The organism is Halorussus sp. MSC15.2 (genome assembly GCF_010747475.1).
Classification (GTDB): Archaea; Halobacteriota; Halobacteria; order Halobacteriales; family Haladaptataceae; genus Halorussus.
Genome location: NZ_VSLZ01000001.1, coordinates 1,319,216 through 1,338,625 on the forward strand (window position 1 = coordinate 1,319,216; position 19,410 = coordinate 1,338,625).

General features: G+C 65.8%; 17 protein-coding genes and 1 tRNA gene. 9 read left to right on the top strand and 9 right to left on the bottom strand.

Features of this window, described 5'->3' with window-relative positions:
* Position 1 precedes the first annotated feature (1 nt).
* Positions 2–87: transfer RNA gene (locus tag FXF75_RS06870), tRNA-OTHER, on the top strand.
* Between the two features lie 589 nt (positions 88–676).
* Here the strand turns inward: FXF75_RS06870 and FXF75_RS06875 are convergent.
* Together FXF75_RS06875 and glmS are read right to left on the bottom strand one after the other, a co-directional pair.
* Complete coding sequence (locus FXF75_RS06875) at positions 677–1,624, bottom strand: polysaccharide deacetylase family protein (protein WP_163520941.1); 948 nt, start codon at positions 1,622–1,624, stop codon at positions 677–679.
* Between the two features lie 78 nt (positions 1,625–1,702).
* On the bottom strand, positions 1,703–3,523 hold the full coding sequence (glmS, locus tag FXF75_RS06880; protein WP_163520942.1) for a glutamine--fructose-6-phosphate transaminase (isomerizing): 1,821 nt from the start codon (positions 3,521–3,523) through the stop codon (positions 1,703–1,705).
* 451 nt (positions 3,524–3,974) lie between these two features.
* On the opposite strand from glmS, the gene glmU reads away from it, so the two are divergent.
* A complete protein-coding gene (gene glmU / locus FXF75_RS06885) occupies positions 3,975–5,156 on the top strand; it encodes a bifunctional sugar-1-phosphate nucleotidylyltransferase/acetyltransferase (protein ID WP_163521145.1) in 1,182 nt (393 codons plus the stop codon).
* Positions 5,157–5,188: 32 nt separating this feature from the next.
* Here the strand turns inward: glmU and FXF75_RS06890 are convergent, their stop codons facing one another.
* Positions 5,189–5,602, bottom strand: a complete 414-nt coding sequence (locus tag FXF75_RS06890) for a chemotaxis protein CheW (RefSeq protein WP_163520944.1) — start codon at positions 5,600–5,602, stop codon at positions 5,189–5,191.
* Between the two features lie 112 nt (positions 5,603–5,714).
* Between FXF75_RS06890 and FXF75_RS06895 the strand changes: the two genes are divergently transcribed.
* The 6 genes from FXF75_RS06895 (at position 5,715) to FXF75_RS06920 (ending at position 11,589) form a co-directional block, all read left to right on the top strand.
* Positions 5,715–6,053, top strand: coding sequence for a helix-turn-helix domain-containing protein (locus tag FXF75_RS06895; RefSeq protein WP_163520945.1), 339 nt, complete (start codon positions 5,715–5,717; stop codon positions 6,051–6,053).
* Positions 6,054–6,140: 87 nt separating this feature from the next.
* On the top strand, positions 6,141–6,422 hold the full coding sequence (locus tag FXF75_RS06900) for a hypothetical protein (RefSeq protein WP_163520946.1): 282 nt from the start codon (positions 6,141–6,143) through the stop codon (positions 6,420–6,422).
* A gap of 192 nt (positions 6,423–6,614) precedes the next feature.
* On the top strand, positions 6,615–7,196 hold the full coding sequence (locus tag FXF75_RS06905) for an archaellin/type IV pilin N-terminal domain-containing protein (protein ID WP_163520948.1): 582 nt from the start codon (positions 6,615–6,617) through the stop codon (positions 7,194–7,196).
* Positions 7,197–7,282: 86 nt separating this feature from the next.
* Complete coding sequence (locus FXF75_RS06910) at positions 7,283–8,503, top strand: HEAT repeat domain-containing protein (RefSeq protein ID WP_163520950.1); 1,221 nt, start codon at positions 7,283–7,285, stop codon at positions 8,501–8,503.
* A gap of 226 nt (positions 8,504–8,729) precedes the next feature.
* The gene (locus FXF75_RS06915; protein ID WP_309221763.1) at positions 8,730–10,601 is read left to right on the top strand and encodes a methyl-accepting chemotaxis protein; all 1,872 of its coding nucleotides are present in this window, start codon (positions 8,730–8,732) and stop codon (positions 10,599–10,601) included.
* A gap of 118 nt (positions 10,602–10,719) precedes the next feature.
* Positions 10,720–11,589, top strand: a complete 870-nt coding sequence (locus FXF75_RS06920; RefSeq protein WP_163520953.1) for a CheF family chemotaxis protein — start codon at positions 10,720–10,722, stop codon at positions 11,587–11,589.
* Positions 11,590–11,711: 122 nt separating this feature from the next.
* Here FXF75_RS06920 and FXF75_RS06925 read toward each other — a convergent pair whose 3' ends face one another.
* From FXF75_RS06925 to FXF75_RS06945, 5 genes are all read right to left on the bottom strand, one after another.
* The gene (locus FXF75_RS06925) at positions 11,712–13,142 is read right to left on the bottom strand and encodes a S8 family serine peptidase (protein ID WP_163520955.1); all 1,431 of its coding nucleotides are present in this window, start codon (positions 13,140–13,142) and stop codon (positions 11,712–11,714) included.
* Between the two features lie 167 nt (positions 13,143–13,309).
* A complete protein-coding gene (locus FXF75_RS06930; protein WP_163520957.1) occupies positions 13,310–14,287 on the bottom strand; it encodes an NAD-dependent epimerase/dehydratase family protein in 978 nt (325 codons plus the stop codon).
* A 98-nt stretch (positions 14,288–14,385) separates the two neighbouring features.
* A complete protein-coding gene (locus tag FXF75_RS06935; RefSeq protein ID WP_163520959.1) occupies positions 14,386–15,852 on the bottom strand; it encodes a flippase in 1,467 nt (488 codons plus the stop codon).
* 57 nt (positions 15,853–15,909) lie between these two features.
* A complete protein-coding gene (locus FXF75_RS06940; protein ID WP_163520961.1) occupies positions 15,910–16,320 on the bottom strand; it encodes a hypothetical protein in 411 nt (136 codons plus the stop codon).
* Positions 16,281–17,711 carry a hypothetical protein gene (locus FXF75_RS06945; RefSeq protein WP_163520962.1) on the bottom strand — a complete coding sequence of 477 codons (1,431 nt, stop codon included), beginning with the start codon at positions 17,709–17,711 and terminating at the stop codon, positions 16,281–16,283. Before FXF75_RS06945 ends, FXF75_RS06940 begins: the two co-directional genes overlap by 40 nt.
* A 339-nt stretch (positions 17,712–18,050) precedes the next feature.
* Here FXF75_RS06945 and FXF75_RS22030 point away from each other — a divergent pair, with 339 nt between their 5' ends.
* Complete coding sequence (locus tag FXF75_RS22030) at positions 18,051–18,218, top strand: hypothetical protein (RefSeq protein WP_205427226.1); 168 nt, start codon at positions 18,051–18,053, stop codon at positions 18,216–18,218.
* A 10-nt stretch (positions 18,219–18,228) separates the two neighbouring features.
* Here the strand turns inward: FXF75_RS22030 and FXF75_RS06950 are convergent, their stop codons facing one another.
* Positions 18,229–19,260: a glycosyltransferase family 4 protein gene (locus FXF75_RS06950; RefSeq protein WP_163520963.1), complete on the bottom strand. Its 1,032-nt coding sequence runs from the start codon at positions 19,258–19,260 to the stop codon at positions 18,229–18,231.
* Between the last annotated feature and the right edge of the window lie 150 nt (positions 19,261–19,410).

Sequence of the window (19,410 nt, forward strand, 5' to 3'; positions counted from 1 at the left end):
TGGAAGGGTAGCTCAGTGGTAGAGTACCACCGGTTTCCCCGGTGGCAGCCTTACAGGCTTCGCGTGGTTCGACTCCCGCCCCTTCCGCTTTTGCGACGAACATCACGGCGAGCGCTTCGTGCGCTCGCTACTTCGTGAGTCGCAAACAGAGTTCGGAAGGGCGTCGAGCAGACGAGTCGCAGGCCCGGACCGGCGCTTTGCGCCGCACGCCCGGAACGTCTCGTCGGGTTCGACTCCCGCCCCTTCCGCTCACGCTACTTCTCTGCGAGACGGTTCGTCGTCGAGCGTCGGCAATGGCGGGAGCGGTGAGCAATTCCCCTGTTGGCTTCCTCGTGAACCGTACAGCAGATTTCCGAGTATCAGCGTTTCACTGTTCAACGCAGACGCGGACGCCGACCAGAAGCTAGCTACTGCTTGAGCCGAGGAGTCGCCGCGACCGCACAGCCACCGCCCTGCACCGCGACCGCGCCCCGTGCCTCCCCGCTTGCGAGCGCACGAACGCGCTCGCGGCGCGTCCCATGGTCGTGTCGGGGAACGCCTCCGGCGGACGGTCCACCCGTCGATTTTGGCTGTCTTCGAACGTCTGTACAGGTATTAGTGGTCGCTGGCGGGGTCGAATCGAGTGAAAACGAAAGCGCCCGCCTCGCCCGGAAACCCGGCCGCGTCGATTCCCCCGTTAGCGCGGCCCGATGGGTTCGCGCGGGAGCGGTTCGTCGTCCTTGATGTCGGCCGCGACCGAATCCATCGTCTCGACCGACAGCGGGGTGGTCTCTCGGACCGCCGCGAGATGTTCGAGGATGGCCTCCATGCGCTCGAAGTCCCGCTCCTCGGTCAGGTTGTTCGGGTGGAGCCACATGTGGAACACGCCGTCTTCGGTGCTTGCGCGGTCGATACCTCGCTTGGCCATGCTGACTATCGGGTCGTCGCCGACTCGTTCGGCGGCCGCCCGCGCGCGGCCCTCGAAGCAGAACAGGTAGAGCGACGCCGGGACGTTGACCAGTCCGTACTCGTCCTCCTCGGGCGTGACCAGCGTCGGCGATACCGCCTTGCTCGGCCAGCCCAGAAGCTTCGCCGCGGACCCCAGAACGCCGCGGTCGTACCACCGCCGGGGCTGTGTTCCCCGGTAGCACTTGACGCCGTAGGCCGCCAGCACGTCGCGGTGGCCCACGTAGTTCCGCGGAAAGACGACCGAATCGACCGAGAGACCCCGCTCCTCGGAGCGTTCGACGCACTCGCGCATCTCGGCCGACGCTACCTCCCGCGAGACCGACCGCATCTCGACGTGCGAGAAGGTGTGGCAGCCGACCTCGTGGTCGGCGTCGGCGTTCTCTATCGCGTCGACGAGTTTTGACCCGTACCACTGTTCGTCCCGTCCCTCCCACGTGCCGGGGTCGCGCTCGAACCAGTCGTCTGCGACCGGGTGGTCGGCGTGGTCGCCGTCGCAGGAGTCGAGCAGGAGGTGGCCGACGACCGCCCACGTCGCCGGAACATCGTAGTCGTCGAACAGTTCGAGCAGACGGAGCCACGACTCGCGGGCCGTGGCGACCCTGTCCGCTGGCATCCTCTCGCGGTCGTGGAACCCCCACGCGAGTTCGGCGTCGAGGGAGAGTACGACAGAACCCATCGTATCGTAGCTATCGGAGGGTCGGCGAGTAAATCGGACCGACCGTTCAGGAGCGTTCTGCACGGTAATCGGGGGTTTCTACTCGACGGTCACGCTCTTTGCGAGATTTCTCGGCTTGTCGATTGCTCGTTCGAGCAGGTCTGCCGCGTGGTACGACACCAACTGCAACTGGACGTTCGCCAACACGCCCGCGACGTCGGGGTGGGTATCGGGAATCGTCAGCACCTCGTCGGCGTACTGGTGGACCGAGTCCTGTCCGTCGCTGGCGACCGCGACCACGGGTGCGCCCCGTGCCTCGGCCTCCTTGACGTTACCGAGGGTCTTCTCGTCGTTACGTCCGGTGAACACCGCGAACACCGGCGTGTCGGACGTGACGAGCGCGAGCGGTCCGTGTTTGAGTTCGCCCGCGGCGAACCCCTCGGCGTGTTCGTAGGATATCTCCTTGAACTTCAGCGCGCCCTCCAGCGCGACCGGTCGGACCGACCCCCGGCCGATGAAGAAGTACGCGTCGCTGTCGCGGTACTGCTCGGCGACTCGCCGGGCGCTGCTGTAGTCGAGAATCTGCTGGACGTGGCCCGGCAGGTCCGCGAGGGCACCGAGTCGCTCGCGGGTATCGTCGGTCCACGTTCCGGTCACGTCGCGGACGAGACGCTCGGCGAGCAGCGCGAGCGAGACGACCTGCGAGGAGAACGTCTTGGTCGCCGCGACGCCGATTTCGGGTCCGGCCCGGATGAACAGCGCGTCGTCGCACTCGCGGGCCGCGGTCGAACCCACGACGTTCGTCACCGCGAGCGTGGTCGCACCCGAGGCGTTGGCCTGCCGGAGGGCGGACAGAGTGTCGGCGGTCTCGCCGCTCTGCGTGACGCCGACGACCAGCGTGTTCTCGTCCACGGGTGGCTGACCGGTCGCGTACTCGCTGGCGAGGAACGTCTGGGCGGGGACGCCGCCCGCCGAGAGGTACTGCGCGCCGACCAGCCCGGCGTGGTACGAGGTGCCGCAGGCGACGAACTGGACCCGGTCCACGTCCGCGAAGGTCCCGGCGGGGAAGTCTTCGAGGTCGATGTCGCCGGTGGCGGGGTCGGCCCGCCCGCGGAGGGTCTGACGGAGCGCGGCGGGTTGCTCGTGAATCTCCTTGAGCATGTAGTGGTCGTATCCGCCCTTCCCGGCGTCTTCCGGGTCCCAATCGACCGTCTGGACCGACCGCTCTACCGTCTCGCCCTCGGCGGCCGTGATGCGGTGGTCGTCGGACTCCACGACGACGACGTCACCGTCGTCGAGATATATCACGTCGTCGGTGAAGTCGAGGAACGCGGGCACGTCGCTGGCGAGGAAGTACTCGCCGTCGCTCACGCCCAGCACCAGCGGCGACCCCCGTCGCGTGGCGTACACCGCGTGGTCGCGCTCGGTTATCATCGCCACGGCGTAACTTCCCGACAGTTCGTCGAGCGTCGCTCGGAACGCGGTCTCGGGGTCGGCACCCCTCGCGAGTTCCTCCTCCACGAGGTGCGGGATGACCTCGGTGTCGGTGTCGCTCTCGAACTCGTGACCGCGGGCCTGTAGCTCGGACTTGAGTTCGTCGTAGTTCTCGATGATACCGTTGTGGACCACGGCCACGTCGCCCGTGCAGTCGGTGTGGGGGTGAGCGTTGGCGTCGCTCGGCGGGCCGTGAGTGCTCCATCGGGTGTGCCCGATGCCGAGACCGCCGTCCGGTACCTCGTCGGCGAGCGCCTCCTTCAGGTGCGAAATCTCGCCCTCGCGCTTGAACACCTCGGGACCGCCACCGTTCTTGATGGCGACTCCGGCCGAATCGTACCCCCGGTACTCCAGATTCTCGAGTCCCGTGAGCAGTTCGTCGACGGCGTCGTCGTCACCGCCGATTCGGGCGATGATGCCACACATCAGCGGCACACCCCCGTCGTCTCGGTCGCTTGCGTCGTATTGGTAGCTATCATGATTAGAGCATCGTAGTGCGATAGTCGTTCGGGACGGTGTCGTACGGTCCGTCACGTAACCTCCGCCTATCGTTCGCGCCGTCCAATCCATCGCGCATTGTACCGTCCTGACCGCCCTCACGTGCGAGGCGGGTGCTGTTCGACAGATTGCCACCGGACCCCTTTGTTATACGCTCGCTGACCGCAGGGTAGGGCAAAATACGTCGGGCGTAGGGCCGACTTATCGCCGTTCGTCGGTCCGTTCTCGCCGAGCGTACCGCGGTTCGGTCCCCCGTTCGGGCACCGCGTTATTCGAGGGAAGTGGTCACTATCGGTACGGTACCTCACACTTACCCGCGTACAAGGAGGTGGTAACAAAGGTCTCGCCCCGAGTCGTTCCCACGATGACAGCCGAGAGCATTCAGGCGGTCGTTCTCGCGGCGGGCGAGGGAACGCGAATTCGGCCACTGTCGGCGTCGCTCCCCAAACCGATGCTGCCGGTTGCGGACCGACCGCTGGCCGCCCACGCGGCCGACGCCGCCGTGGACGCGGGCGCGGACGAACTCGTGGTCGTCGTCGGTTACGAGGCCGACGCCGTCCGTGACTACTTCGGCGAGGAGTACGCGGGTATCCCGGTGCGTTACGCCGTGCAGGAGTCCCAGTCGGGCACCGCCGACGCGGTGCGTGCGGCCCGCGACCTGTTAGACGGTCCCTTCGCGGTCCTCAACGGCGACAACCTCTACGACTCCGAGAATATCGAAGCGCTGTTCGAGGCGGGACCGGCGGTCGGCGCGATGCGGGTCGAAGACCCCTCGAACTACGGCGTCCTCTCGACGGACGGCGACACCGTCACCGACATCGTCGAGAAACCAACCGACCCACCCACCGACCTCGCCAACACGGGGGCGTACCTGTTTCCCGAGGCGGCCCGCGATTGGCTCGACGTGCCCGAGAGCGAGCGCGGCGAACGCGAGATAACCGACGTTCTCGCGCGCGCCGTCGAGGAGTACGACGTCTCGGCGGTCGAACTCGACAAGTGGCTCGACGTGGGGCGTCCGTGGGAACTGCTGGAAGCCAACGAGTGGAAACTCGGCGAGTTGGACCGCGACCTCCGGGGAACCGTCCACGAGGACGCCGACATCCGGGGCGACGTGGTGGTCGAGGAAGGAGCGACCGTGGACGCGGGAGTGGTAATCGAGGGTCCGGCGCTGGTGCGCTCGGGCGCGAGCGTCGGGCCAAACGCGTACGTCCGCGGCGCGACGCTCGTCGATGAAGACGCCAAAATCGGCCACAGCGTCGAGGTCAAGAACAGCGTCCTCGGCCGAGGCACGCACGTCGCACACCTCAGTTACGTCGGCGATAGCGTGCTGGGTCGCGACGTGAACTTCGGCGCGGGCACGAACGTCGCCAACCTCCGCCACGACGACAAGCCGGTAACGTTCACAGTGAAGGGAGAGCGCGTCTCGACCGGCCGCCGGAAGTTCGGCGTCGTCGCCGGAGACGGCGCGAAAACCGGCATCAACGCGAGTCTGAACGTCGGGACGAAGCTCTCGCCGGGCGTGGGCGTTCCGCCGGGCGAGACGGTCACGCGGGACCGATAGTGGAGGCGAGGTCGGCTATCGGCGTCGGCCGGTCAGTTGTTTATCTCTTCGGGCTTGACCCAGACCACGAAGTCGTCGTCCTGTCGGACGATACCGCGGACCGACTCGCTCTCGACGCTCTCGTCTACCTCGCCGCTGTCGATGCTGACGACCTGATTCACCGCGTCGATGAGCCAACCGACGTTCTCGCCATCGCCGTCGCCTTCGAGGACGACGACGCGCTGGCCGGTTTCGGTCGTCTCCAAGTCCAGCACTTGTTTGGGATTGATGATGGTGGTCGTCGTTCCGCGGAGGTCCATCACACCTTCGACACGAGGCTCGGAGTTCGGGAGGGGTGTCAGTTCCTCCTTGTCGACAATTTCGTCCACGTGCGCGATGTCGATGCAATACTTCCGGTCCTCGAGCCTGAATTCGAGGACCTGAACGTCGCCGACGGTCTCTGGCATGTTCGATGCGACCCGCGGGGACCACTTTACTGTTCCGGCGCCGACTACTCGGTCCCGGCTGACGAATCGGCTACGGTACCTTTTTAACCCACGTTTTCAAACGCGATAACTGATGGAGGCCGTCGAACTCCTCCGAGTACTCGGCAACAAGTACAACGCCGAGATACTCCGGGCCACGAACGAACCCAAGTCGGCCCAGGAGCTGAGCGACGAACTCGAAATCCCGATAGCGACCAGCTACCGCCGAATCGAGGAACTCACCGAGGCCGAACTCCTCGAACTGTCGGGCCGGGAGTTCTCGGACGAAGGGAGACGCACGAAAGTCTACCGACGCAACGTCGATGCACTCGAAATTTCGTTCGAGGACGGAGCTATCGACGTGTCGGCCGAGGACCGGCCCGAAGTGGACAACGCGCTCGCGGACGTGTGGCGCGACCTCAAGGCGGAGTGAGTGCAATCGCTCTCCGGGACGGTAGCTTGCGCACGCTCCCGGCCCGACCACGTCGCGCAGGTCGGCGGTCTCTCAAACAGAGAACCCATGCAAACGATAGAACTGCTGTATACGGTGTTCAGTCTGACCCTGGCAGTCGCCGGTCTCTCCATGGTCGGATTCGCGGTTCGCGCGTACAATCGAACGTCGCGGCAGGCGATGTTCCATCTGTCGGTCGGTTTCACACTCATCGTCGCGGCGGCGATAGCGACGACGGTCAGTGCGTTTGCGACTAACTTCGAACAGACTCGGATGCTACTCTCGGTCAACTACCTCATCACGACCGTCGGTTACCTCTTCGTCATCTACAGTATCACTGCGCACAGATGAGTCGGGTCGGCCGAAATTCCACCGCTCGGAGTGTTTTGCCGGAGTATACGCTATCTGTCTGGTTCCGGACCCGTCGCATCGACCAATATCACGTCTGATAATCGTGGCCGTAGATTTATTACGGAGGTTTGTATCGTTCCGGATAGAGTCCGTGGTCAATGTCACATTGACGTTCGGACAGGACGTGAGAAAATGAAAGAAAAAATCAAAGAGCGGTTAACTGACAGAGGTCAAGTGGGTATCGGTACACTCATCGTGTTCATCGCGATGGTGCTGGTCGCCGCAATCGCGGCGGGCGTTCTCATCAACACGGCGGGATTCCTCCAGACGAAGTCCGAGCAGACTGGTCAGGAGTCCAGCGCGCAGGTCTCGAACCGCGTGCAGGTCGTGAGTGCGTTCGGTAGTGTCGCAAACGAACAGGTCACCGACATCAGCCTGACGGTCATGCGCGGGTCCGGGTCCGACGATATCAATCTCTCGGCCGCCACGATAGAGTGGATTGGTCCGGAGAAAGCCCAGACTCTCGTGTACGGTGACAGCGCGAACGATACGCAGTTCACCGTCAACACCATCAAAGACCCTGACGGCTCCAAGCCCGTCCTCAACACGCAGGACGACCGCCTCGAAATCAAGATGACTCCCAAGCAGATTTCGAGTCCGCTCGGTGAGGGCGAAGAGGTCAAACTGAAGCTCACCACGCAGTACGGGGCAGTGACGCTCTACCGCGCCAACGTCCCGCAGTCGCTCTCGCAGGAGAGCGCAGTCACGGTCTAACGCGCACAGTTCGCTAACCGACCTTCCTCTCGACGTTCAGTCGAGTACCACCACGTTTTTTCTCGGACCGATTCGATTGGACAGTCGTGACTTCGCTGTTCGAACTGGAAAAGACGGGGGACGTAGACAAACTCACCACGCTGTTGACCAACAGCAACAGCGAACCGGTCCGTCAGCGCGCGGCCGACATCCTCGGCGAGGTGGACGCCGAGGACCGCAACGTGCTGGACCCGCTGGTGACTGCGGCCCAGAGCGACGACAGCGAAGTGGTTCGCGCCGCGGCCATCGACGCTCTCGACCAGCGTCACGCCGTCGAACGGTTGGTCTCCGCGCTGACCGGCGAGGAGGTTCCGACCGAAGGAGCCGAGTGGGCGCGCGCGGAGGCGCTGGTCGAGACCCTCTCGGCGGACCAACCGGAACTCCGGATGGCCTCGGCCAACGCGCTGGGTCGCATCGGCAACAAAGCCGGGACGAAGGCGCTCGTGGGCCGTCTCGGCGACCCCGACCAGCGAGTCCGAGCGCGGGCGGCCCGCGCGCTCGGCCGCATCGAGGACCCGCGGGCCGTCTCGGCGCTTCGGAAGCGACTGGGCGACGAGAGCGTCGAGGTCCGACGCGAGGCCGCCGACTCGCTCGGTCGCATCGGCGGCGAGGAGTCGCTCGAAGCGCTGCTGGACCTGCTCGATGACGAGAGCGAGACCGTCCGGCGCATCGCGGCCAACTCGCTCGGTAACTTCGGCAGCGCGAAACCGCTGGACGCGCTGGTCTCGTTACTGTCGGACGAGGTCGAGGCGGTCCGGCGAGCGGCGGTGTTCTCGCTCATCGAACTCCTCTCGAACGCGCCCGGCCAGCAGAGCCACCAGTTGCGCGAACGGATGGTCGAGAAACTGAGCGCGACCGACCACCGGAGCGTCGTGGACTCGCTGGTGGACATCCTTGACCAAGGGACCCAACCCCACCAGCGTCGGAACGCGGCGTGGTTGCTCGGCAGAGTGACCGGCGAGCGCAACCGGGAGGCAGCCATCGAGGCGCTGGCGTCGGTGTTGGACGACAAGGACGGGATGACCGCGCAGTTCGCCGCGACCAGCATCGCCAACGTCGGGGGCGAGAGCGCCGAGGACGCCCTGCTGGACGTGTTGGACGACCCCGAGGCGAGTAGCGACGCTCGGTCCAAGGCGGCGTTCACGCTCGGAAAGGTCGGCGGCGAACGCGCTCGCCGGCGACTCGACGCCATCATCGACGACACCGACGACGAGGAGGTCCGGGAACGGGCGTTCTCCGCGCTCTCGAAACTCGGTGGGAGAGGGTAGGGGTGTCGGCGATACAGCGCCGGATAGCGGACGCCTGCGCCGGAACTGAGGCGGAATCGTGACGGCGCCCGACTTGCGCACGCCACCGGGTTATCGCGCGTGAAATTTGCGTAAAACTTTATATCCGGTTGGTGTCTCTTTCAGGCATAAGATGGTCAGGGACAGATTATTGAAAATTCTCCGGAATTTACGCGGCGGTGATAGCCCCGCCGAACGACAGCGAAACGTGACCTTCGACGGGGGGACCCAGACCGGTGAGGTCTCCGTCTCCGGCGGCCGAACCGTCACGCGTTCGCAACTCGACGAGGCGTATCGGAACACCGACGCGAGCGACGACCTCCGCCAGGCGCAGGCGGTCCACCTCGGGCAGGTTCTCGACGACCCCGGGTCTGCGGCCGGGGACGCGACCGACCTCGGCCGCCGACACGTCGACGCCGGGGTGTCGGCCGCGGCGTTCGCCGGGACCTACGAAGTCGGCGTCGAGGAACTGGTTTCGGAGGCGTTCGAGCAGCTCGGACACCGACTCGGTGCGAACAACGAGGCGGTCGCCGAGGAACTCCAGCGCGCCGAGGAGGACCTTCAGTCTGCGCTCTCGGCGACGCTAGCCGACATGCGGACCGGACTCGACGCCTACGGGTCGTCGGGGACGGTCGAATCGGCCGACGACGAGGAACTCAACGTGGACGACGACGACCTGCTCGACGGTATCGGCGTTCCCGTGTTCATGCTCGACACCAAACGCGACGAGGTCGCGGCGTGGAACTCCGCGCTGGCAGACCTCACCGGCGTCCCGGCCGAGCAGGCGCTCGGGACCGAAAACGTCAGCGAGGCGTTCTACCCCGACGGGCGGCGCGTGAAGACGCTGGCCGACAAGGTAGCCGAGGCCCCGGAGTCGGCGAACGTCGAGTTCGACGTCGGGAGGGCCGACACCGAACGGACGCTGTACACCGACGAAAGTACGATGGTGGACCGCGAGGGCGTCGAGCGGAGTATCGAGTTCTCGGCCATGCCGCTGTACGACGACGGCGAACTCATCGCAGTCGTGGAGACGGTCCGCGACCGGACGGAGGACGTCCGACGTCAGGAAGGCGTCACTTCGCTGGTCGAGGAACTCATCGGGACCCTGACCGCGATGGAGATGGGCGACCTCTCGGCCCGCGCGTCGTTCGAGGACGAACACGGCGTCGTGGACGACTCGCTGGTCGAAGTCGTGGGACAGGTCAACGCCATGGCCGAGCGATTCGAGACGCTGACCGAACGCGTCGGCGAGAAGGCCGACGACCTCGAAAGCTCGGTCGAACAGGCCTCCCAGTCGGCCCGCGCCATCGACGAACGCGTCGGCGAGCAGACCGAACAGCTCTCGGAGGTCGCCACACAGATGGAGAACTTCTCGGCCAGCATGGAGGAGGTCGCCGCGAGTTCCGACGAGGTCGCGTCGGCGGCCGAACAGGCCAAAGCGTCGGCCGATAGCGGTCTCGAATCCAGCGAGGGCGCTCGCGAGGCCACCGACGAGGTCATCGAGATGAGCGAGGAACTCGTGGGTACCGTGACCGAACTCGAATCCCAGATGAACGAAATCGAAGACGTGGTCGAGGTCATCGCCGAGGTGGCCGACCAGACCAACCTGCTCGCGCTGAACGCCAACATCGAGGCCGCACGCGCGGGCGAGGCCGGAAGCGGGTTCGAGGTCGTCGCCGACGAGGTCAAGGAACTGGCCAACGAGACCCGCGAACACACCGAGGAGATAGCCGGGCGTATCGAGGAGATTCAGTCGCAGGCCAACGAGACCGTCGTCGCGGTCGAGGAGTCTAACGAACAGGTCAAGTACGCCGGACAGGAAATCGAAGACGCACTGGTGGCGCTCGAAGAAATCGCCGACGCGGTCGAGGAGGCCGCGACCGGCGTGACCGAGGTCGCGGAGGCCAACGACGAGCAAGCCGCCAACGTCGAGCAGGTGATGGCGACGGTCGAAGACGTGCGCGACCAGACCCGCGAGGTCGAGGGCGCGACCGACGACATCGTGTCGGCGACCCGCGAACAGACCGAAGCCATCGAGGAACTCGCCGCGCGAGTAGACGACATGCGAAGCGAGTCCTGACCATCAATCCGTCCCTGTGATGACCGTATCGAATCCCGACAGACCACATCCCTCCGGGAACCCATCAGGCGACGGGTCGCCGACGCGAGCGACCGCGCCGAGAACGTAGACACGACTCATGAGCAAGGAAGGCGAGCACAAGATTACAGATACGCAGGGGAAGTTCTTGCAGGTCGTGAAGAGCGGCCGCAAACTCAACGACCCCGACTGGACCAGCGGCCGCGTTCTGCTGTCGAACAAGCGAATCGTGTTGGCCGGCAATCAGGGCAAGCGGTCGATTCCGCTGTCCGACGTGAAGGGCCTGAAAGGCCGCTACGACGTCAATCAGGCGGTCGCTTCGGTTTCTGACTACCTCAGCGTCGAGTTCGACGACAACGTCATCCTGATTGGCACGAACGTGGACATCGAGGAGTTCGAGACCGACCTCTACGGTGCCCTGCTGAACCAGAAGATGATTCTGACCAAGCACCCCGCCGTCGAAGGGGGCGTGGTGCAGGACACCAACTGGGAGAAGGCCCGCGTCAAGATTACCGACGGCATGGTCAACGTCGCCATCGCCTCGGGCACCTTCGTCGGCATCGAACTCGACGACATCGGGTCGGTCGAACGCGCGACCCGGACGGTCAAAGGCGAACAGCGGACGGTGCTGGAGGTCGAACACACGCAGGGCGACACCAGCGTCCAGACGTACGTCTCGGGACAGACCCGCCGCTGTGCGCTTCTGGAGTCGCTGTTTCAGAAAGGCGAACGCAAGAACGAGGGCGGAGTCGAACTCGACGAGGTCGAAAAGGAGGTACTGATGGCGCTCTACTCCGGCGTCTCGCCGTTCGAGATTCCCGGGTTCCTCGGCATGGAAGTGGACGAAGTCGAGAGTATCTTCGAGCGACTCATCGAGGTGGACGTACTCGAAGAGGTCCGCAAACGGCGAGAGGTGAGTCTGAAGACTCGCGGCCGCAACATCGCCAGCGAGTCCATCAACGAGAAGTGACGCGAACCTGATTTTGAATCGGCGTACCGTCGTTCGATAGCGGTGAACGAGGAGTATCCGAAAACAGTCACCGGAACGAACGCCGAGGACGCAACAGCAGAAGTGAGAACGGTCCGCGCCGGTTATCGGAGGCGCTTGACCAGTCGGCGGAGGTCGAGGTGACCCGCCCCGTGGTACAGTTCGCCGCCCGGTGCGTCCGTCGCGGTCTCCTTTATCAGCGACTTGAGTTCTTCTGCGGAGATGTCGGGTCGGAGCGAGCGCGCGAGCGCGACTGCGCCGGTCACTTGCGGGGCCGCCATCGACGTGCCTGCCTTCCAACCGTAGCCGGGAGTCGGTTCGCCGTCGGCGTCGTGCTCGACGACGCTCGAGTACACGAGGTCGTAGAACCAGCCCTCGACGCCCTTCTGATACGCGTCGAGGTCGTAGTTTCCACCCTCGGCGCTCACGTCCACGCCCTCGCCGTAGTTGGTGTACTTCGCGGGTTGGGTCGTCGGTTTCTCCAACTTCTTGAGTCCCTTGTCCTCGCGGCTGGCCTTCTTGTCGTCCCAGAGGTAGCCGATGGGACCCGTCGCGGAGACGCCGAAGATGCCCTCGACCTCCGTCGGGAGGCTGATGACGTCGTCGGGGGTCATGTCGACGCCGGCGTTCCCGGCGGAGTTGACGATTATCATGTCCTGCGAGCGGGCGTACTCCGCGAGACGACTGTAGGCCTCCTTCACGTCGGCCACCCAGTCCTCGTTCGGGTTCGCGGGCGGGTACCCGACGCTGAAGTTCGCGGCGTCACAGCCCTTGGTCGCGGCGTCGGTGAGCGCCGCAATCGTGTCGCCGGTCGATGCGCCTTCGCCCGGGACGCCCGAGAAGACGCGGTGAGCGACGATTTCGGTCTCCGGCGCGGTACCGAGGACGCCCTCGCCGTTCGCGTTCGTCCCGGCGACGATGCCCGCGACGTGAGTCCCGTGGTCGCCCGCACCGTTGGGTCGGAAGTCGTAGTCGTCGGTGGTGTAGTTCGCCGACAGTTCCGCGTTGACCACGTCCGCGAGGTCCGGGTGGCCGTCGTAGACGCCCGAGTCAACGACCGCGACGCGACTCCCCTCGCCCTTCGTGGTGTCCTGAACGGTCCGACCGTTACCGGGGTTCTCGGTCAGGTCGCCGACGCGCTGTTTGCGCTTGTCCCACTGGAGTTCGGTGTTGGTCGGTTCGCCGCTGTCCCACGCGGGACCCTTGCTGCCCTCGCCGTTCGCGTCGTGTTCCTTGGCCGGGCCGCCGTCGTACGTCTGGTCGTCTCGGTAGACCGTCACGTCCGGCGTCGTGGACGCCTCGCCGGGGACCACATCCGGGTCGCCCCGCGCCGCGAGGAGGTCGATTTCCGAGATGTCGTGGATAATCTCCACGTCCTCCGGGACCTCACTGCGCGAAACCTCCTGCAGGTCTACGAGGAACCGCGTGTTTCGCGTTCCGCTTCCGCTGGCACTGACCGGTCCACTCACCAGCGCTGCGCTACCGACGGCGCTCCCCGCCGCCTTGAGGAACGTCCGCCTGCTATGGTCTGACATGCATCACATACATCCACCACAATTCATATAAATGTTTATAGACGGGTGAGTAAACAGAAATGGACGAATTATAGGTTTATTGTATCTTCCTTCCGGGAGTAGAACTGTTCACGGAACGATAGTTGTCGACACAGTCTGTCGAGCGAAAACGGAACGCGCGACTCCGATTACCGGAGTTCCTTCAGTTCGGCCAAGTCACGGAGACCTGCCTCCAGCGAAACCGACGGCGCGTACCCGAGTTCCGTCCGCGCCTTCGAGACGTCGGCCTCGCTGTGTCGAATGTCGCCCGGTCGCGGTTCGACGTGAGTAATTTCGGCGTCGGAGTCTGTCACCTCGACCACCGTCTCTGCGAGTTCCTCGACTGTAACGCTGCGTCCCGTCCCGACGTTGAACGCTTCACCTACGCGGTCGGTCGTCGCCGCCAACAGGTTGGCCTGTACCACGTCCGAGACGTGGACGAAATCGCGAGTTTGCTGGCCGTCGCCCTCGATAGTCAGCGGGCCGCCGTCGGCCGCTTGCCGGAAGAAGACGTTCACGACCGCGCTGTACTCGGGGTTCTGGCGCGGCCCGTAGACGTTGAAGTAGCGTAGCGCCACGGTCTCCAGTCCGTACAGGTCGTGGTACCGCCGGGCGTAGTGGTCGAGCGAGAGTTTGTCGATGCCGTACGGCGAGGTGGGGTCCTTCGAGTCGCCCTCGGAGACCGGCACCGACTCCGGGTGGCCGTAGATGGCGGCCGACGACGCGAGGACGACGCGGGCGTCCTCCTCGCGGGCGCGTTCGAGCAGGTCCACGGTCGCCGCGGCGTTGACCCGGTTGCTCTCCGGCGGGTCCGCCACGGACTCCTCGACCGACACCAGCGCGGCCTCGTGAAACACGAGGTCAGTCCCGTCCATCGCCTCCGCGACCGTCTCGGGGTCGCAGACGTCACCTTCCACGAGGTGTGCGCCCTCGGGGACGTGTTCGCGCGCGCCGCCAGAGAAGTCGTCGAGCACGCGCACCTCGTTGTCCCCGACCAGCGCCTCGGCGAGGTGGCTCCCGACGAAGCCAGCGCCTCCGGTTATCAGTACGGTCCGGTTCGACACGTCGGGCGTCCAGTTCGCTCCGACCGCGGAGTCGTCGGACGCGTCGGTGTCGGCGTCGTTCATGCTCCGACCCTCGCCGCGGAGAGCCAAATAACTGGGAGGTTAGTTCGTGACATGGGTTTCGGTGGGTGATTTCGTTCGTCGAATCGTCTGTTCGGTCGTCAGGTGAGGATGGTTCTGACGCGCCGGAGGTCGAGGAGGCCGCCCGCGACCGACAGTCCGGCCCAGACCGCCACGCCCGCCAGAACCGAGACGACGAGCGCGGGGATGCCCGCAATCTGGACGAGAATCCCGTACACGGCGGCCGACATCGCCGCCGTGACCGCGACCACCGCCGCGAGGTGACGGACGAGTTCGCCGACAGACAGCGACAGTTCGGCGTGGATGACCCAGAGGGTCACCGCCAACACCGCGGTGTGGGTGATGACGGTGGCCGCGGCCGCGCCGACTACGCCGAACGCGGGAATCATCACGAGGTTCAACAGGAAGTTGCCGACCGACCCGCCGCCTTTGGCGACGGCGCGTTCGCGCGCCCGGCCGAGGAAGTCGAGGGCGTCCCCGGTGACGTACGAGACCGCCTGAAGGACGACGTAGGCGGCGAACACTTGGAGGACGGGCACGGCACCGACCCACTTCTCGCCGAAGATTAGTCGAATCGCGGGTTCGGCCACGATGACCATCCCGGCGGCGGCCGGGATGTAGAGCAGGAGGATGTACTTCAGCGTCGTCTCGTATATCTGTGCGGCGTGGTCGGTCTCGCCTTCGGCCTTGTGTTCGCCGTAGGCGGGCGAGAGCGTGAACCCGAGCGAGGCCGCGGGCGAGTGGATGAAGTCCACTATCTGCTTCGAGAGGTAGTAGTAGCCCACCGCGACCGGGTTCATGAAGTAGCCGACCAGAATCGTGTCCACGCGCTTGTCGAGGATGTTGGCTCCGCGGGTCGCTGTCAGCGGGACGCTGTACCGGGCGACCCGCCGAGTCAGACCGTCCTCGGGCGGTTCGTCGCGGTCGGCGTCGCGGTAGCACTTCCGGTAGAGCAGGCCGAGACCGACCGCCGCCCCGACGCCGTAGCCCACGATGTAGCCGACCAGCGCGCCGACCGCGCCGCCGACGAGGAGGACGAACACCACCGCGAGGAGCAGACGGCCGACCGACCCGACCGCCCGAATCGCTGCGCTGTAGGTTATCCGGTTGTAGCCTTGGAACAGCACCTGCGAGAAGGTGAACAGCGAGTGGACCGCGACGTACCCCGCGCCGAGGACCAGCAGGGGACCGATTTCTGGTTGGCCGACGACCCGGGCGACGTGCCCGCTGAGGAGCGCGAACAGGCCACCCACGACGCCGATGGCCGCGAGGCGGTAGACCACCGCCGCTCGGAGGACGTGAGGGACCTGACTCGGGTTCGTCTCTCGGTACTCCGTGATGTAGCGCGCGGCCGCCTTCGCGATGCCGAGGTCGGTGAACAGTTGGACGACGCCCATCACCGCCAGCGCCGCCCCGAGTAACCCGTACTCCGTCTGGGTGAGCAGGACTCTGGCGAGGACGACCATCAGCACGCCGCTGGCGACCATGTGGAGAGCGCGGGCGCTCAGCATCGCCTTGAACGAGCGCGCGAAGCGTTTCAAGTCCATAGTGGTTCGAGTGCATCGTCGTTCGGGTTCGGACAGTTGCGTGCGATTCGCGTCACGTTAGCTCGTCCCGTTTATCCGGTACATCTGGAAGCCGCCGTTGGCCTGCACGCGGTTCAGTCCCGGCGCGGCGTCGAGCGAGCGGAACCCGCGCGCGCCGAACCGGAAGCCGTCGTACACCCGCAGGTCGCGCTGGCGCGCCCGGTCGGTGAACGTGAGGTATCGGTCGTCGTAGTGACGCGCCACGTAACTCCCGGTGAAGTTCTCCCCGACCGCGGGATGGGAGTCGTGGGTGTAGAGGCTCCCGGCAGCCAGTTTCAGCCGCCGACTCTGCTGGTAGCCCAGAACACCGTCGGTCCACCGCTCGCCGCCCGACCGGATGCCGACGAACGGACTCGACCCGCGGTGTTCGATGGCCGTCTCGTACCCGCTCATCTGGGCCTCGGAGACGTGGCTGGAGCTCTGGTACATGTACGGCGACTGGTAGACCGTCGGGACCGACAGCGCGAGCATGACCACGACCGCGACGCCCACCACCCTCCGCGCGTCCCCGGCGAGAATCGCGTCGAGAGAGCGTCCATCCCGCGAGCGAGCGCCACCGCGCCGAGTATCGTCACCAGCACCATGATGAACCCGAGCTGTCGGAAGTGCAGCTTCTCGTAGCTGACGATGAAGTAGGCGGTGAACAGTCCGAACAGCGGGACCAGCGCGAGTCCGAGGTACCGGGAGAACGACCGCACGTCGGGAGCGTCCTCGAACCTGCCGAGGAGACCGCCGAGGACGGATACTCCGGCGAGCGCGCAGAACACGACGCTCACGAGGAACAGTTTGGCGAACAGCATCTGGAGGGACCCGCCGACCGCCGACACCGACCCCGCGGCCTGCGTGGTCTCCTGACCGAACCGGAACCCGCTGGACAGCATGCCGAGCAGCGCGGAGGTGGCCCCGGTTGCGCGCTCGTGACGGGGTGCCCACACCGCGAACACCCCGGCGAGGAACACCGTCTGGAGCGCGAGCGTCCGGTGGTCGGTCTCGCGACTCCCGACGAGGCGGGCGAGGAGTTGGAGACCCAGTATGGAACCGAACACGACGAGGACGTTCGCGGCCTGCTGGGGGTGGACCAGCACGACCGCCATCGAGGTAATCGCCATCAACGCCCCCGTCGGTGTCCCGACGAACAGGCCCTCGCGGTCGGCGCGGACGAGGTACCGCGCCGCGAGGTAGAGTATCAGCGGTAGGAACATGATTGCCTGCGTGGTCGGGTGGGGCATGTCGAAGACGCTGACGTTGTTTAGCGGCAGGAACAGCAGCGCCGCCAGCGCCGCCAGCGTGGTCGCGCGCCGGTCGCGGGTGATGGTCCACGTGGTCAGCGGGACGAACAGGAGGAACACCGCGGTGAACGCCGACACCATCACCAGCATCGCGCGCGGGAGTCCCATCCCCGTCACGTCCGAGAGAATCACCGCGACGGTGTGGGTCCCGGGGTAGAGGAAGTTCAGAACCGAGAGCTTTCCGGCGGCGATGTCCTTGGCCCACCCGAGGTGGGTCAGCGAGTCGCCCGCGCCGAAGAAGTAGTACGACCGCACCACCGGCAGCGAGGCCACCGCGAACATGGCGACTCCGGCGAGGACGAGCGCCAACCGTCCCCGTACTCCGTCGGCCCGCAGGCCGACGAAGACCCCCACCAGCAGCGCGATGCTCGTTCCGACCCAGAACGCGACCGGCGTCCCGGCGTATATCGAGAGTTCGTACGTCTCCGGCGGCGACCCGTGGGCGAGGAGTACCGCCGCGGCGAGCGACACGAAACCGACGATGAGTGCGCCTTTCTCCCGTCTCCGGGAGGTGTGCGTGTCCGTATCCATGGTAATGTCAGACCGCGCCCGTCCGGACGCGTAGCTACTTCCAGAACTCCCCGCGTCGGGGCTTTGTTATGGGCCGCCTGAGCCGCCGTAGGCGGTGAAAAACCCGTCACTGACGGGGATTCGACGGGCGCGAACGGAGAGCGGAACTTCGAGACGGTCGCCGCTTGCGCGAGTAGATAGGCCGTCGAGAACCGAACTCAGTCCGCCTCGGGGTACCCCGGCGTGCCTCCGAGTCGGTTGCCGTCGCCCGGTTACCTGAGAGTTAGCTAACCCTTATTAACTCGCGGCGGTAAGTTACCCATAGAAACCCGCTTACGGAACAGAAGCGGGGGACACCCAATGACCGAGAAATACGATACCGACAACAACCGCGACGAAGACGCGTTCGAGACGGAGCGATACGCCGCCGTCAGCGACGGCGCGGGCGAGATGGTGGTCTACGACACCGAGAACACCGACGCGTGGCTCAAGTCCGACGCGGCGGTCGAAGTCGACGAGATGGCGTAGCCGAGTCGCGTCAGCCCTCCTCTTTCTGATACGGCGGAGATTCGACAGTCTGCACCGCACGAGCGTCGAGTACCGTCTCCTCCGTCCCGCGACTCGCGGCGGTTCCCGCTACTCGCCGACTCGCGGAGTTCCGGCCGAGCGCGCGCTCGTAGACCGCCGCGAGTCGCGCCGCCGTCCGCTCGACGCGCAGGTCCGCGACCGACTCCCGGCCGTTCGACCGCCGGGGGTCGGCGAGCACGTCGGCCAGCGCCGCGGCGAGTCTCGCGTCGGAGTCGCCGACGAACGACGGTGAGACGCCGCGCAGGCGCTCGCGCACGTCGCCCACGTCGGTCGCGACCACCGGCAGGTTACAGCACAGCGCCTCCTTGACCGAGTTCGGCAAGCCCTCCCAGCGAGAGGTCAGCAATAGCGCGTCGGCGGCGTTCATGTAGTCGGGCATCCGGTCGTGGTCCGCGTCGCCGAGCGAGTGGAGTTCCACGGGGGCATCGACTCGCTCGCGGGCCGCCTCCACCACGCGTCCGGCCCGCGGGAAGTCCTTGACCTCCCGGTCGGGCGCGTAGGGAAACAGGACGTGGCGAGCGTCGTCGCTCCACCCGACCGCGGCGCGGGCCTCGGCCTTCGGCGCGGGCCGGAACTGGTCGAGGTTCACCCCGTGGGCGACGACGTGGGTCTCCCGGTCGAGTTCGTCCGCCATCTCCTCGGACATCACGACCACCTCGTCGGCGCGCCGGGCGCAGGTCCGCGAGAGCCACCCGAACGTACCGAGCAGGTCCGACCCCCACAGCGAGAGGACGACCGGGAGCCGAGACTGGGCGAGCGCGGCCGGGGCGGTCAGGCCGTAGTTGGCGTGGACGAGGTCGTAGTCGCGCCCGGACTCGGCCAGCACCTCCGGGACGACTCGGAGGTAGTCCCGAATCGACCGGCCGGTTTCGGGGTCGCCGGGCACTTCGAGCGTCGTTCGTTCGACACCTAACTCCGCCAGCGCGTCCGTCTCCCGCCGGTAGAATCCGGGGACGTTCGCGGTAACGCTCAGCACGTTCATTGGTTCTCCGTGGTCCGAGAGGAACCACTTCTCGGCTACTTGACTCGGGTCGGCCTTTGTAATTCGCCCGTTTCAGCGGTTCAACGGGCGGTCACGGAGGATAGACTCGACGGACGGTCGGTTAAGTACTCTAAAAACGAGGCGCGTTCG